Genomic DNA, 14,886 nt, shown 5'->3' on the forward strand with positions numbered 1-14,886 from the left:
CATGACAGCAGCAGTTCGTTTCGAAAATGTGAGCCGTTACTTCGGCGAAGTCCGTGCCGTCGATCATGTCAATTTGACCATCGCGTCCGGTGAATTCTTTGCCATGCTGGGCCCTTCCGGTTCTGGCAAGACAACCTGTCTGCGGCTGATTGCAGGCTTCGAGCAGCCGACTGACGGCAAGATTGAGATCTTCGGCGAAAGTGCTGGCGGCGTTCCGCCCTATCGACGGAACGTCAACACGGTTTTTCAGGATTACGCGCTGTTTCCGCATCTCAGCATTCTGGACAATGTGGCCTATGGGCTGATGGTACGGGGCGCCGGAAAGACCGAACGACACCGTGCCGCCGAGGACATGCTGGAACTGGTCAAGCTGCCCGGTTATGGCGCACGCAAGCCGAGCCAGCTTTCCGGCGGACAGCGACAGCGCGTCGCGCTGGCTCGCGCCCTCGTCAATAAGCCCAAAGTGCTGCTTCTCGATGAGCCGCTCGGTGCTCTCGACCTCAAACTGCGCGAGCAGATGCAGGAAGAGCTGAAGAGCCTGCAAAAGGCGCTCGGTATCACCTTTGTCTTCGTGACCCATGATCAGGGCGAAGCGCTGTCCATGGCGGACCGTATCGCTGTCTTCAACAATGGTCGTATCGTTCAGGCCGGAACGCCACAGGAAATATATAACCGCCCGCAAACCCGGTTTGTTGCCGACTTTGTCGGCTCCTCCAATGTGGTCGCGCCGGAGGTTATGGCTGCATTCGGCGGCGAACGACGTTGGGCAAGCCTCCGCCCGGAATCCATTCGCCTTGCAGACAAGAGTGATAAGGTCGGGGTCGCGGCGCGGATCGAAACCGCCAGCTTCCTTGGGTCCGCTACACGTCTCGGTGTTGAAGCTGAAGGCGCCAGACTGCATGTCATGCTGCCTGCTGGTGCAACCGTTCCCGAGACCGGATCGGATATCCGTATTGTCTGGAATCCCGGTGACGTTCATTATATGGATCAAGCAGCATGACCGGCGTGCAGGCTTCCACACTCGCGAACTCCGGGACCAATCCGGCGGCTTCCATCTTGCCGCAGCGCGGCGGAATGCTCGGTCGCCTCTCTGACCTGTTCTGGCGTCGTCCGGGATTGCTGCTGTTTCTCATGATTACGCCGCCGCTTTTGTGGCTGGGCATCATCTATATCGGCTCGCTGATCGCACTTCTGTTGCAGAGCTTCTTCTCGGTCGATGATTTCTCCGGTCTGATCGACTATAATTTCACGCTTGCCACCTATGCGCAGCTCTTCAACTCGGCCAATCTCGACATCATCATACGCACCGTCTCGATGGCTGCGCTGGTCACGGTCGCATCGGCCTTCATCGCCTTTCCCATCGCCTATTATGCCGCCCGCTACGCACGTGGGCGCTGGAAAGCGCTGTTCTATCTCGGCATCATGCTGCCGCTCTGGTCGAGCTATCTGGTCAAGGTCTATGCGTGGAAACTGATCCTCGCCAAGGAAGGCATCCTGACCTGGATATTTGCAAAACTGCACCTGTCCTGGCTGCTTGACGGCATCCTGTCCTTACCCGTCATCGGCGGCAATTCGCTGTCGGTCAGCTATCTCGGCACGTTCATCGTCTTCGTCTATATCTGGCTGCCCTATATGATCCTGCCGACGCAGGCAGCACTTGAGCGTGTGCCCGGCAATCTGGTCGAGGCGTCGTCCGATCTCGGCGCAACGCCGGCGCAGACTTTCCGAACCGTGCTTATGCCGCTTGCCATGCCGGGCATCATTGCGGGATCGATCTTCACTTTTTCGCTGACACTTGGCGATTACATCATTCCGCAGATCATCGGCTCGTCGCGCCTGTTCATCGGGCAGGCCGTCTATACCCAGCAGGGAACGGCAGGCAATGTGCCGCTGGCGGCTGCCTTCTCCGTCGTGCCGATCGTCATCATGGCCATTTATTTGTGGATCGCCAAGAAACAGGGGGCTTTCGATGCGCTCTGATCGTAACAACCGCGCTTCCTTCGGATTGAAGCTTGCTGCCGGACTGGGTCTCGCCTTCCTGCATCTGCCGATCCTGCTCATCTTCGTCTATGCCTTCACGACGGAAGAGAAGAGCTATCAATGGCCGCCGCCGGGCTTCACGCTGCAATGGTTCGAAGTCACCTGGAATCGCGCCGATGTTTGGTCGTCGCTGGCGCTCTCCGTGCAGGTGGCGACGATTGCGACCCTGATTGCGCTCGTGCTTGGAACGTTGTGCGCCGCCGCTGTCAGCCGAACGCATTTCTTCGGACGCGAAAGCATTTCGCTGCTGGTCATCCTGCCCATAGCTTTGCCCGGCGTTGTAACCGGCATCGCCTTGCGCTCGGCCTTCTCGCTGTTCGACATTCCGTTTTCGATGTGGACCATCGTGCTCGGTCACGCGACCTTCTGCGTGGTGGTCGTCTATAACAACGCGGTTGCACGTTTCCGGCGCACCTCCGGTTCGCTGATCGAGGCCTCGATGGATCTTGGCGCCAACGGGTTCCAGACGTTCCGCTATGTCATCCTGCCGAATATCGGAACGGCCCTGCTCGCAGGCGGCATGCTCGCCTTCGCACTGTCCTTCGATGAGGTGATCGTCACCACATTTACTGGCGGCCAGCAGATGACCCTGCCGATCTGGATGCTTCAGGAACTGATCCGTCCGCGCCAGCGCCCCGTCACCAATGTGGTGGCCATGGTGGTGGTTCTGGTGACCTTCCTGCCCATCCTCGCAGCCTACTATCTCACCCGCGATGGCGATCAGGTCGCCGGTCACGGGAAATGACACAAGGGAGAACGACATGAACACCGAAATGCTGATTGGCTCGCGCTTTGAAGCGGGTACGGAGACGGAAGAAAACGTCCTCAATCCCAAGACCGGAGAGACCGTTCTCAAGCTGCCCGAGGCATCGCTAGGACAGGTCGACGCTGCAGTCGCCGCCGCCGACAAGGCATTCAAGACCTGGTCACGCACCACACCCGCCGAACGTTCCAATTATCTCCTCAAAATCGCCGATGCGATTGAGCGGGACGCTGAAGGGTTCGCCACGCTGGAAGCGCTCAATTGCGGCAAGCCGATCAATGCTGTCATCAATGACGAGATTCCGGCCATCGTGGATTGTTATCGCTTCTTTGCGGGTGCAGTGCGTAATCTTCATGGACCGCTTGCCGCCGAATATATCCCGAACCACACATCGATGATCCGTCGTGATCCGGTTGGCATTGTCGGCTCCATCGCTCCTTGGAATTATCCTTTGATGATGATGGCATGGAAACTGGCGCCAGCCATTGCAGGCGGTAATACGGTGGTTTTCAAACCGTCCGAACAGACGCCTCTGACCGCGCTGAAAATGGCCAGGCTGCTGGCGGATATTCTGCCCGAGGGCGTTGTCAATGTCGTTCTGGGGCGAGGTGAAACCGTCGGCAACGCGCTGATCAACCATCCGCGGATCGACATGGTGTCGATCACCGGTGATGTCGCCACCGGCAAGAAGGTCTTGCAGGCCGCGGCCAAAACCGTGAAGCGCACTCATCTGGAGCTTGGCGGCAAAGCGCCGGTCATCGTCTTCGACGATGCGGACATAGAAGCGGTCGTCAACGGTATCCGCACCTTCGGCTATTACAATGCCGGACAGGACTGCACCGCTGCCTGCCGCATCTATGCCGATGCACGCATCTACGACCGTTTCGTCGCTGACCTGTCGTCGGCCGTTTCCAGTATTCGCTATAATCTCGACGACGACAGCCAGAACGAGATCGGACCGCTCATTTCCCGCCGACAGCGCGACCGTGTCGGAAGTTTCGTCGCCCGCGCTCGCGAGCACAAGCATATCGAGGTGACCGCAGGTGGTAATACGTCCGGTGCCAATGGCTTTTTCTTCGAACCGACCGTCATCGCCGGAGCATTGCAGGAAGATGAAATCGTGCGCCGGGAAGTCTTCGGTCCGGTTGTATCGGTCACACGCTTCAGCGAAGTCGATGAAGCCGTGCGATGGGCCAACGACAGTGATTACGGCCTTGCCTCGTCGGTCTGGACCAAGGATGTCAGCAAGGGCATGCAGGCCGCAGCCCGCCTGCAATATGGCTGCACATGGATCAACACCCATTTCATGCTGACAAACGAGATGCCGCATGGCGGCCTGAAACAGTCGGGTTACGGCAAGGACATGTCGATTTACGCGCTGGAAGATTACACCGCCGTGCGTCATGTCATGATAGCTCACTAGGGGAAATGCCGAGAAGTGAAAGGCATTTCTTGTGAACAAGATCTGCGCCAAAACAAACAGTTAGAACGCCGATCTGATTCAATCAGATCGGCGTTCTATTACGCACCACAGATGTATTGTTCCGTCGCTGCTCGCATGTCGCTTTGAAGCTCTTCAAACAAGGCTGACATAAAGTATGGCAGTGCCTATGATTATTCATCAATATTGTTGAACGATATCTTCCATGTTAGAACTTGTCCGTCATGGAATGCGCGGTGGCGTATCGTGGCGATCCAAACGCAAGAGAACGACAGAGCGCTTCATGAAGACAAACTCGATCACGCCGCGGCCTGCCGATGCCGCTGCTCGCATGGCCGTCAAACCAGTGATCTGTTATCCGGTCGATACGCTGCCACGACCTGATCTCGATGCCTATCGCGCCCTTCGCGACAAACTTGTTCTTGTCGAGCGCATCACCGTGCAGCCGAGGGATGCAGAGTGCTGGTCCGTTCTGGCCGGGCATTTCTGCCGTATCGTATGCAGCGAGGGACCGCAGGTCGGTGATCTCAACCTGTTCAATGCGGACGACCTCAACGAGAAATTCTATAGCGGCAAGACGCGCGCGCTCAACGGAACCCATGTGGGGCTGGGAGACCAGCTGTTCTCCAGTTTTCCTTACTTGCGTCCGATGGCCACCATCACTCACGACAGTCTGGACTGGTATGGTTTCGACGAATTTGGCGGCGCGGTGCATGACGTGATCGGCACGCGCTGCGATCCTTATACCAATAATCTTCTGAGTCATGGCGGGCAGTACCATCACTGCTGCCATTCCAACCTCACGCGCGCTTTTGCGAAGCAGACGGGCAAGCCGCTGCACGAGGCCGAAACCTATATTCACGACGTGCTCAACGTGTTCATGTGCACGGGCTTCACCCGGGATACTGGGCAATATTTCATGAAGGCAAGCCCTGTTCGACCGGGCGACTATCTGGAATTCTTTGCCGAGATCAATCTTCTTGGCTGTCTGTCGGCCTGTCCCGGGGGTGACTGTTCGGCAGAACATTCTTCCGATACTGCCGCCTGCCATCCGATGGTGGTAGAGATTTACAAGCCAGAACGTCTGCCGGAAGGCTGGGCGCCGCCTGCTCTCAACGGATATGATCGCACACACGGTTTCTGAACCAACAGCAGATCAACAAAAACGCCGCGATCAATCGCGGCGTTTTCTTTCAATTGCCGAAACTCTATACTTCAGTCGGCGGGAGCGTAGCTGCCATCTTCGCGGTGCACTTCATTGCCAGCCAGCGGTGGCGTGAAAACACAGACCAGCACAAGGTCGCCCTTGGTCGCGCGCAGGATATGCGGGTCGTTTTCGTTCAGCGCATAGATGGTGCCGGGGCGGATCGGAAACACTTCGCCGCTCAACTTGTGTTCGACTTCGCCTTCACCGGAAAAGCAATAATTGGTTTCGAAGTGGTTCTTGTAGTGCAGGTGCAGTTCAGCGCCTTCCTTGACGCGGGTTTCGTGGACCGAATGGCCCATGCCGTCGTCACGCACGATCATGCGGCGGCTTTCCCAACCGGGTCCGGAAGCATCGCGTGCGGTGCCGGCGATTTCATCGGATGTCACGACAATCATAGTATTCTCCTCATTTCAGTGTCAAAAAGGCTGTTAAAACTTGGCGGCCAGCGGCTCGAGTACTTCTGCGATGGCCAGTAGCGTCTCGTCCTCGCCGCGCAGTCCGGTCAGCATGAGACCGGCAGGGTGCTTCCCGATTGGTAGCGAGATGCTGGGCAGATCAAGACGATTGGCGAATTCTGTCAGCGAGAATGCACGCCGGTTGAGCGCCAGATAGGTTTCCTCGTCTGCAAGCGTGGCCAAGGCGGGCGGCAGCATGGGAACGGTCGGCAGAATGAAACCGTCAAAACCCTCGATTTCCGCGTCGAACTGCTCACGGCAGGCAGCAAGGGCGTTCAATGCATTCACATAGAGATAGGCGGGATTTTCCCGACCTTTTTGAATGCGCGTTCCGACCAAGGGATCATAACTATCGAAATCGACGGCGAGCCGCTCGCGATGAAGCGCGTAAGCCTCGGCACCGATCATCCCGCCATCGACGGCAATCCTGGCACTCTCGATCAAGCTTGGAAGTTCGATATCCTGGACGACAATTCCTGCTGCTTCCAGAGCGGACCGGCAAGCCCCGAAAAGATCTTCAACGGTATTGTCGAGAGCGGTTTCCGAAAGCAGGCGGGGAACTGCCAGTCTTATCTGCTTTGAGCGCCGCGGTTTCCTTGCCGGGATGCCGGTGGCAACATCATCGATCAGGCGACAATGGGCGACCGAAGTGCTGATGATCCCCGGCACGTCAAAGCTGGTCGACAACCAGTGCATTCCATCGGTTTCGTAGCGTCCGCGGCTTGGTTTGAAGCCCACGACGCCACAGAAAGCCGCTGGAATGCGCGCTGAACCGCTGGTATCGGAGCAGATGGCGAAATCGCTATATCCGCGCGCGACGGCCACCGCTGCACCAGAACTAGAGCCGCCAGCGATCGCCTCTCCGGCAGGGTCGAGCGGCGTGCGTGGCGTGCCGAAATGTGTGTTGACCCCGAGCGCGCCATAAGCAAATTCGGTCATGTTTGTCTGCGCGAGCAGTGTTGCGCCACCCATGCGAAGCCTGCGCACCAGAGCGGCGCTTGCACTTGCAGGAGCTGCCTCTTGTAATGCTTTCGAACCACAGCTGGTCACCCAGCCTTCAGTGTCGAAGCAGGCCTTGACCGTCATCGTCAGTCCTGCAAGCGGCGGGAGTTCACGATTGGTTTCACTGAGCGCTTGCCAATGGCCGAGCTCGGTGCGGGCCGCCTCGAACCGCCGGTTGAGAAAAACCTCTCGCGCATTCCAGTCACGCGCCGCATAGTCAGACAGCGCCAGGTCGAGCTTTTCAACCCGGTTGCAAGCCATGGCAGATCCCAATCCGGATTTGTCTTGCGGATCGTGTTTCATAAAGCATGTCCCGTTAGAGCATAATCCGACCGAAGTGAAACGAGGATCGATAAGATTATGCTTGAAATATAAGAGGTTAGAGCGCCGATCTGCTTCAATCGAAGCGAAACGCGCTCTATCGCAATCGGCTGCGATCAGTTCCGGACCAATGCCGTCAGCATTTTCTCTGAATCCGCGAGATAGTTCTCAAGCTGACCGGAGGCGGCTTCGCAGTCACCCGCTGCGATGAGGCGGCAGATTTCGGCTTCTCTTTTCAACCAAGGTTCATGGAAAGCCTGTTCGTTGCCGGTGACGAAAACCAGACGCAGCTGGGTCACGAGCAGGGAGAACATCTGATCGAAGATAGGACTACCATGCAGCGATACGATTTCCTGGTGAAAGAGAAGGCTCTGGCGGGCCACCGCCGTCCAGTCCGCGCGGGCGGTCGCTTCACTTTCATTGCGGATCACCTCGTTGAGCCTTTCCAGCCAGTCGGCGGGAACCGAGTTTCGCCCACGGAGTGCGCCGAGCTCGACGACCCGGCGCACCACGAAGATGTCGCGAATGTCCGTTTCCGTTAGCCGTTTCACGCGGACGCTCTTGTTCGGCTCCTGCGAGACCAGCCCCTGCTGACGCAGAAGCTGCATGGCTTCGCGCAGGGTGTTGCGCGATACATCGTAGACATTGATCAGTTCGGCCTCGATCAGGCTCGTGCCGCTCAACAGGCGGCCTTTGAGAATGTCGTCGCGTATGGCATTGGCGACGCGAATGAATGCGGGATCACGAAGGGTGGCAGGCTGGTTCATGTTTCAGACCGTCATATTCTTCAGGAAAGGTTTCAACTGCGGATAGATACCGGATTTGAGTTTATCCGGCGTATCGTCGCAGACGACCTTGCCCGCGTCCATAAAGAGAATTCTGTCGGAGACTTCGAAAGCGAAGTTCATTTCATGGGTTACGATGACCATCGTCACGCCTTCGCTTGCGAGCGAGCGGATAACGCCCAGCACTTCCTCGACGGTTTCCGGGTCGAGTGCCGAAGTGGGTTCATCGAACAGAATGATGCTTGGCGACATCATCAGGGCGCGAGCGATTGCAACGCGCTGCTGCTGACCGCCCGAAAGCTGGTGCGGATATTTTTCCGCATGGGCGGCCATGCCCACCTTGTTCAGATAATGAAAGGCTTGCCGCTCAAGGTCGGCTCGCGCACCGATCTTGTGGTACAGAGGCGCAAGGAGCATGTTTTCAAGCACAGTCTTGTGATTGAAAAGATTGAAGCTCTGGAACACCATGCCGACATCGCGGATCAGGGAAACGTCTTCCCGGAAAATATGCTTGCCCGATTGCGTCAATTCGGCCGAGATGAACGGCGAGCCGTGCAGTTTTACTTCACCGGCATCGAGACGTTCCAGTCCGTTGAGCAGGCGAATGAAGGTCGTCTTGCCCGAGCCCGAACGACCGATGATGGAGATGACCTCACCGGATTTCACCGTCAGGCTGACGCCCTTCAACACTTCATGCGAACCATAGGCCTTGCGAAGTTCAGTTGCTTCCAGGGCAATGGTGTCGGCTTGCTGGGATTTGCCTTGCGCGCGATCGACGGGAGCTTCAGTGCCGGACAGTTTTGCCGCAACCTCCTGTGGCGACAAGGTGCGTGCCTTCTGACCGCGCCGTATCACATCCGAGCGGCGTTCCAGCATTGAAAGACCGCGATCAAACAGCGTGACGATGAGGACGTAGAAGAAGGCGACGACGGTGAGCGTCTCGAGCACCAGAAAATTCTGCGTATAGAGCCGCTGGCCGACAAGCAGGATTTCGGCAAGCGAAATGACCGAAACCAGAGAAGTGAGCTTGACGATGGTGACGAGTTCATTCGACATTGCGGGTAATGAAACCCGGATTGCCTGTGGAACGACGATCAGGCGCTGGATACCGAGGAAGCTCAGACCCAGCGCACGCCCCGCCTCGATCTGGCCTTTATGAATGGCGAGCAAACCACCCCGATGGATTTCTGCCATATAAGCGGTTTCACTGATGACAAGCGCGATCAGGCCAGCCGCGAAAGCATTCGACAGGAGGGTGCGAAGGACCGGAAAGACCTGCGGCAGGCTGTAGATGAAAATCAGCAGTACCAGAAGCGGAAGGCTTCGGAAGAACCAGATATAGGCCCGTGCGGGACCGTTGATCACCGACCATGATGATTGCTTTGCCAGTGCCAGACCGAAGCCCGCAATCGCCGCCAGAAGCCAGCTCAGCAGGCTAAGCTTGATCACAACCCAGCTCGCCTCCCAGAAATCCCGGTCTGCAAGCAGACCGAGCGCGTAATGCCAATCGTAGTTCAAGCGAAGCCTCCCGTTTCGGCCATGCAGAGGGAAATGGGGCCAGTCCGCCCCGCTTCCGGTTTATTGAGCCGTGGAAACGACCGCTTTGATTTCATCGTCGGTGACAGGCTCCATGCCATAGGTTTTGACGAGCGCGTCATAGGAACCATCCTTTCGCATCTGGGCGAAAGCATCGTTCATGGCATTGAAAAGCTCTTTGTTCTGCGGGGTGGTGGCTACACCCACCATGATCGGATAGATGAGCGCACTGGATGTAACGGCATAATCGTCGGGGAACTTCTTCAGCAGTTCGGCAGCAACGACATTATCCATGAATTCCACGTCGACCGAGCCGCTGCGCAATGCCTGCGTGACCTGCGCATCCGTATCGAATTCGCGTGTCTCGATGGCGCCGAGATTGTTCTTGGCGCAATAATCTTCCGACAGTGCCTTCAGCTTCGGGAGCCAGGACGCTCCTTGCATCGACCCGATGATCTTGCCGCACAGCTCCTTTTCGTTCGCCGGGCGGAACTTGGCGTCCTTCAGCACGAGCAGGGACGAGCCAGCCTTGATGTACGGGATGAAATTGAGAATCTTCTGCCGCTCAGGCGTGACGTAAAGCGCCGATGCAATGACATCGAAATGGTTGGCGCGTGCACCAGTGATGAGGCTGGTGAAGCGCGTGTCCTTGAACTCTGCAGCAAGCCCAAGCTGCTTTGCCACCCCTTCCATCAGCTCGACATCGAAACCTGCCGGCTTGCCGTCCTTCATGTAGACGAAGGGAGGATAGGTCAGGTCAGATCCGACCGACAGTGTGTTTTCCTTGACGGTCTGAGGCGCGGCTGCGGCCTCATGCGGGGCCAACGCAACGACGGCAAATGTGGCAGCGAGCAAGGCTGATTTCAGTTCAGTCACGCGTTTTGAGATTGTTGGAGCAGGCATATCGTTCCCTTTTTTGTTCAATAATATTGTTGAACAATTAAGAGATGGGCCGTGCGATGTCAATATGTCTTCACGTGGGAGCGATGAAGACACGTATGCTCATCTCTTCCGATGCGATTAGGCGGTATCGGAGTTTCATTTCTCGGAACTGGTTTCCAAAACTGGTCTTTGCAAGTTTTGCAGACTTTTGAAGGGTAGCTTTTCGCCAGAGCGCTCCCAGTTAAAACGGAGTCGCTGAAACCGCTCTAAGTATTTGGTTCATTGCATTTGCCTCATGCAAAACCGCTCCGCACGTTTGCTGGAAATGCTTTAACTCTCGAAATCGCCAAAAATATCCTGGAGACGGGTCAAACTCTGCACTCTTTCATCCACCTGACTACCGAGCTGTATGATGATATGCGAAAGCATGAGATCCATGATGGCAGTCATCGTTGCCGCGCCGTCCCAAAGTGGACCGTGAGAACCGGGTACGATCAGCGCAATATCGGCCACCTCGCTTGCCCACGGGCAAAATTCATCGGTAAAAAGTATCACTTTTACGCCCATTCGGCGCGCTTCAATGGCTAGAGGGCGGGCTTTTGACGCGAAACGGCGGACATCGTGCAGAAACAGAACGCGGTTTTCCCTGGAGCCATCCAGGACTTCTGCATAGGTGCCGTTCAACCCGTCCATGAAGGACACTCCCGGACGCGAATAGGAGAGCTGTGACGCAAAATATTGCGCTATGCCGCGCACATTCTGATAGGCTGCAACATAGACCTCGCTTGCCCCGATCAGTGCGTCGATGGTCTCCTGCCATTCAGGACGGGTAGTCAGTTCATAGACGGTGCCGAGATTTTCGATCTGCTGTTGCACCAGACCGGCAAGTAGCTTGCCTTCGCGAAAATCCTGCTGGAGCCGGGCAACCGGCCCCTTGACCTGCCATGCGGGGTTGGAACGACCGCGCCTTAACGCTGTTTTTAACTCCTCCAGCCCGTCGAAACCGAGCCGTCGCAAATAGCGACCGACCGTCATCTGGGAAATGCCAAGACGCTCGGCGATGGACTTTGCCGTTTCGAATGGCAGTTCTGCCAGATTACGCTCGATATAGCTTGCGATCAGCTTGTCGGCCTTGGATTTGCGTAATTCCGCACTTTGGAGACGTATGAGAATTTCTTTGGACAAACTTACCCCTCCCGCTTTGGCTCCGACCCTGATGATGAAGACCGGAGCCAGCACAACAGCTTATTGCGCTGTTTTTACCTTTGTCCATGCCCGGTCGAGCTGGCGCACGCCGGAACCCAGATCCTCGAAGATCTGGAGTCGTTTCATCGTTTCGTCTGTCGGATTGATTTCCGTGCTGTTCTTGATGTTGTCAGGTGTCAGCTGACGTGCCGGCACATTGGGCGTCCCGTTGGTCTGTTGGGCTACGTTGAGCGCGGCGATTTCCGGGCGCGTGTAAAACTGCATGAACTTGATGGCATTGTCCTTGTTCGGGGCTGTTTTGAGAACGCACATATCTTCTTGGTACATGGTCGCACCTTCTTCCGGAATGACGTAACCCAAATCTTTCGGATTGCCTAAAACATCCACCATGCTGCCGATAAAATAATGCGCGGCGGCAACGTCGCCCGCGCCGACCATGGGACGGGAATCATAGGTGAAAGCAGCCACATACGGCTTCATTTCGATGACAGTGTCTGCGGCCTGCTGAAGTTGCTTCGGGTCGGTGGAGTTTACGGAGTTTCCGTTGAGAAGAAGCCCAACACCCAGCACTTCACGCATGTCATCGAGAAGCGTGATCTTGAGACCCTTTTCCTTGACCGTCGCAAGAAGATCCTTCCAGCCGGTCACGTCCTTGCCGAGCACGCGACGGTTATAGAGAATGCCCACCGTGCCGAAGGCGTAAGGCAGGCAATATTCTCCGTTGAGGTCGCTTTTGGCGCGCAGAAAGCGCGGGTCGATGTTCTTGAAGCCCTCATATGTATTGATATCGGTTTTCGCAAGCAGATCGAGCTTGGCCATGATGTCCTGCATATGCACGGACGGAAACACGATATCGTAACCGCTGGCACCACCCTGAATCTTGGCCAGCATTTCCTCATTGGAGGAGTAGGTCGATAGATTGACCTTGACCTTGGTCTCTTCTTCGAATTTCTGAAGCACCGCAGGATTGATGTATTCGCCCCAGTTATAGATGTTCAAGTCATCTGCGAAGCTATTGCCTGCAGACATGCCCAGAACGGTGAGCGCAATCAATCCAAGGCGCGGAACAGCACCATTGAAGATCGTCATTGTAGTTCCCCTTGTCATATTTTTCCCCGCGGCCCGCTTTCATTTCTCTGCCTTGACAGGGATGCAAAGTACGGTCTTCGGGGCGTTGACTTGTACTGGAAAATGATATCAACATAACCAAATCACGCAAGAGTTAATTAAATAACATTTCGGGGAACGAAAATGCGGGATGCGATTGTACGGCTGGTTTCCGCGGCCAAGACCTTTGCGAGTCCGGAGGGCGGCGAGGTCAAGGCATTGGACGGTATCGATCTGGATATCGGCCGTAATGAATTCATCACTTTGCTGGGCCCTTCGGGCTGCGGCAAGACGACTTTGCTCCAGGCGATCAGCGGGTTCGCTGCGTTGGATGCCGGACGGATCGAGATTGACGGCGTCGACATGACGGACCGTCCACCTTATCGCCGCCCGGTCAATACGGTCTTTCAGAACTATGCGTTGTTTCCGCATATGAGTGTGGGGCAGAACGCCGGATATGCTCTGGAAGTCGCTGGTGTCGGCAAGGCGGAGCGCACGGAGCGTGTCAGGGCTGTTTTGCAGATGGTGGGGCTGGCTGGTTTGGAGGCCCGCCTGCCGCGACAGCTCTCGGGTGGCCAACAGCAACGTGTGGCTCTGGCCCGGGCCATCGTGGCCCGCCCGAAGGTGCTGTTGCTCGATGAGCCGCTATCTGCACTTGATAAGAACCTGCGCGAGGCGATGCAGTTCGAACTGAAGACCTTGCAGCACGAGCTGGGCATTACCTTCATCTTTGTCACGCACGACCAGCAGGAAGCGCTGACAATGTCGGATCGGGTGGCGGTGCTCTCGAATGGGCGCATCCAGCAACTGGACGCGCCGCGGGTTGTGTATGATCGCCCGGTCAATGCCTTCGTCGCCAATTTCGTCGGTGCGAGCAATCTTCTGGAAGGACAAGTCGACGCCAACGGCTTTGTGCTGCCGGATGGAACGGTTCTGCAGCACGATGGTGAAGGCAAAGCCAAAGGCAGGGGCACCGCACTTCTGCGTCCAGAAAACTTCTCGCTTATCGCGCGCAATGAAAGACATGGGGCGCTTGATGTCACGCTCGACCAGATTGCCTTTATCGGTTCGTCTTTCGAATTGCTCGGACACCTCGCTTCCGGGCGCAAGCTGACGGCGCAGATTCCGGCGGTGGACCGAAACTCGGTCAATGATCTGCAGCCGGGGCAGGCCGCGCGCTGGTATTACGATCCGGCTACGGTCCATCTTCTTTGCGAAGGGGAGGCTGCGTGATGAACCTCGCGAGCTTGCGGCGTCTTCAGCTGGCAGTTCTTCTCGGACCGGCGACACTGTTCCTGATCGTTTTCTTTGCCATTCCACTCGCGATCATGGTGGTAACGAGTTTTCTCGCGCCTGGTCTTTATGGTGGCGTCGAATGGGAGTTCTATCCTCATAATTTCGGGCGTATCCTTGGTTTCGCGGATCCGGCATTCGAGGAATTCGACCCGATCTATCTGGCGATTTTCTTCCGCTCGGTGAGGATAGCCATCGTGACGGTCATTGCCGCCTTGCTGGTCGCTTATCCGGCCGCCTTTTATATCAGCAGGCTTCCCGACAGGTGGAAGAACTTCTGCATCTTCCTCATTACCTTGCCATTCTTCGCCAGCCTGATTGTGCGGCTGTTCGTATGGGTGATGATCCTGCGCCCGACAGGGTTGCTCAACGAGACCTTGATGTCGCTCGGCATTATCTCGCGTCCCCTCGACATGATCTATACCGACGGCGCTATCGTGCTGGGCATGGTCTATGTGTTCCTGCCGTTCATGTTCATGCCTATCTATGCAAGCATTGAAAAGCTGGACTGGCGTCTGGTACAGGCGTCGCTTGATCTGGGAGCCGGCCCGGTGCGGACATTCTTCCGGATTGTCCTGCCGCTGACCACGCCCGGCATTGCTGCCGGTTCGGTAATTGTCTTCATTCCTGCGCTCGGAAACTTTGTTGTGCCTGCAGTGCTGGGTGGAGCCAAGGTGATGATGCTCGGCAATCTGATCGAAGGACAGTTCCTGTCGGCGCGCAATTGGCCGTTCGGGTCGGCGCTCGCGATGATGGTGATGGCCGTCATGTTGCTGCTGCTGTTTGGTTATGTGCTTTTGACAAACCGGCGCAATGCCGCCGAAGCGTTGTAGCGGTAAGGGAGACGC

14 protein-coding genes are annotated in these 14,886 nt (G+C 56.6%); 7 read left to right on the top strand and 7 right to left on the bottom strand.

All coding sequences use genetic code 11. The features are described from left to right. Window position 1 precedes the first annotated feature (1 nt). From CES86_RS22305 to CES86_RS22325, 5 genes are all read left to right on the top strand, one after another. Window positions 2–1,000 carry an ABC transporter ATP-binding protein gene (locus CES86_RS22305; protein WP_029928588.1) on the top strand — a complete coding sequence of 333 codons (999 nt, stop codon included), beginning with the start codon at window positions 2–4 and terminating at the stop codon, window positions 998–1,000. After that, a complete protein-coding gene (locus tag CES86_RS22310) occupies window positions 997–1,980 on the top strand; it encodes an ABC transporter permease (protein WP_010660501.1) in 984 nt (327 codons plus the stop codon). Before CES86_RS22305 ends, CES86_RS22310 begins: the two co-directional genes overlap by 4 nt. After that, complete coding sequence (locus CES86_RS22315) at window positions 1,970–2,785, top strand: ABC transporter permease (protein WP_010660500.1); 816 nt, start codon at window positions 1,970–1,972, stop codon at window positions 2,783–2,785. The genes CES86_RS22310 and CES86_RS22315 overlap by 11 nt, the downstream gene beginning before the upstream one ends. 16 nt (window positions 2,786–2,801) lie before the next feature. After that, the gene (locus CES86_RS22320; protein WP_029928586.1) at window positions 2,802–4,226 is read left to right on the top strand and encodes a gamma-aminobutyraldehyde dehydrogenase; all 1,425 of its coding nucleotides are present in this window, start codon (window positions 2,802–2,804) and stop codon (window positions 4,224–4,226) included. Between the two features lie 301 nt (window positions 4,227–4,527). Next, on the top strand, window positions 4,528–5,388 hold the full coding sequence (locus CES86_RS22325) for an urea carboxylase-associated family protein (RefSeq protein ID WP_010660498.1): 861 nt from the start codon (window positions 4,528–4,530) through the stop codon (window positions 5,386–5,388). A 71-nt stretch (window positions 5,389–5,459) separates the two neighbouring features. Here the strand turns inward: CES86_RS22325 and CES86_RS22330 are convergent, their stop codons facing one another. The 7 genes from CES86_RS22330 to CES86_RS22360 form a co-directional block, all read right to left on the bottom strand. Next, window positions 5,460–5,846, bottom strand: a complete 387-nt coding sequence (locus tag CES86_RS22330; protein WP_010660497.1) for an ectoine synthase — start codon at window positions 5,844–5,846, stop codon at window positions 5,460–5,462. 33 nt (window positions 5,847–5,879) lie between these two features. Beyond that, a complete protein-coding gene (locus tag CES86_RS22335) occupies window positions 5,880–7,169 on the bottom strand; it encodes an amidase (RefSeq protein WP_235819993.1) in 1,290 nt (429 codons plus the stop codon). 176 nt (window positions 7,170–7,345) lie between these two features. Then, on the bottom strand, window positions 7,346–7,996 hold the full coding sequence (locus CES86_RS22340; RefSeq protein WP_010660495.1) for a GntR family transcriptional regulator: 651 nt from the start codon (window positions 7,994–7,996) through the stop codon (window positions 7,346–7,348). Between the two features lie 3 nt (window positions 7,997–7,999). Further along, entirely contained in the window at window positions 8,000–9,532 is a 1,533-nt protein-coding gene (locus CES86_RS22345) for an amino acid ABC transporter permease/ATP-binding protein (protein ID WP_010660494.1), read from the bottom strand. A 60-nt stretch (window positions 9,533–9,592) separates the two neighbouring features. Next, window positions 9,593–10,453: an ABC transporter substrate-binding protein gene (locus CES86_RS22350; protein WP_010660493.1), complete on the bottom strand. Its 861-nt coding sequence runs from the start codon at window positions 10,451–10,453 to the stop codon at window positions 9,593–9,595. 309 nt (window positions 10,454–10,762) lie between these two features. Further along, window positions 10,763–11,617, bottom strand: a complete 855-nt coding sequence (locus tag CES86_RS22355; protein WP_010660492.1) for a MurR/RpiR family transcriptional regulator — start codon at window positions 11,615–11,617, stop codon at window positions 10,763–10,765. Window positions 11,618–11,677: 60 nt separating this feature from the next. Then, complete coding sequence (locus CES86_RS22360; protein ID WP_010660491.1) at window positions 11,678–12,727, bottom strand: polyamine ABC transporter substrate-binding protein; 1,050 nt, start codon at window positions 12,725–12,727, stop codon at window positions 11,678–11,680. A 162-nt stretch (window positions 12,728–12,889) separates the two neighbouring features. Here CES86_RS22360 and CES86_RS22365 point away from each other — a divergent pair, with 162 nt between their 5' ends. Both CES86_RS22365 and CES86_RS22370 read left to right on the top strand, forming a co-directional pair. Beyond that, complete coding sequence (locus CES86_RS22365) at window positions 12,890–13,978, top strand: ABC transporter ATP-binding protein (protein WP_010660490.1); 1,089 nt, start codon at window positions 12,890–12,892, stop codon at window positions 13,976–13,978. Beyond that, a complete protein-coding gene (locus CES86_RS22370) occupies window positions 13,978–14,871 on the top strand; it encodes an ABC transporter permease (RefSeq protein WP_010660489.1) in 894 nt (297 codons plus the stop codon). Before CES86_RS22365 ends, CES86_RS22370 begins: the two co-directional genes overlap by 1 nt. Window positions 14,872–14,886: the final 15 nt, after the last annotated feature.

The sequence above is a fragment of the Brucella lupini genome, assembly GCF_002252535.1.
Taxonomy (GTDB): domain Bacteria; phylum Pseudomonadota; class Alphaproteobacteria; order Rhizobiales; family Rhizobiaceae; genus Brucella; species Brucella anthropi.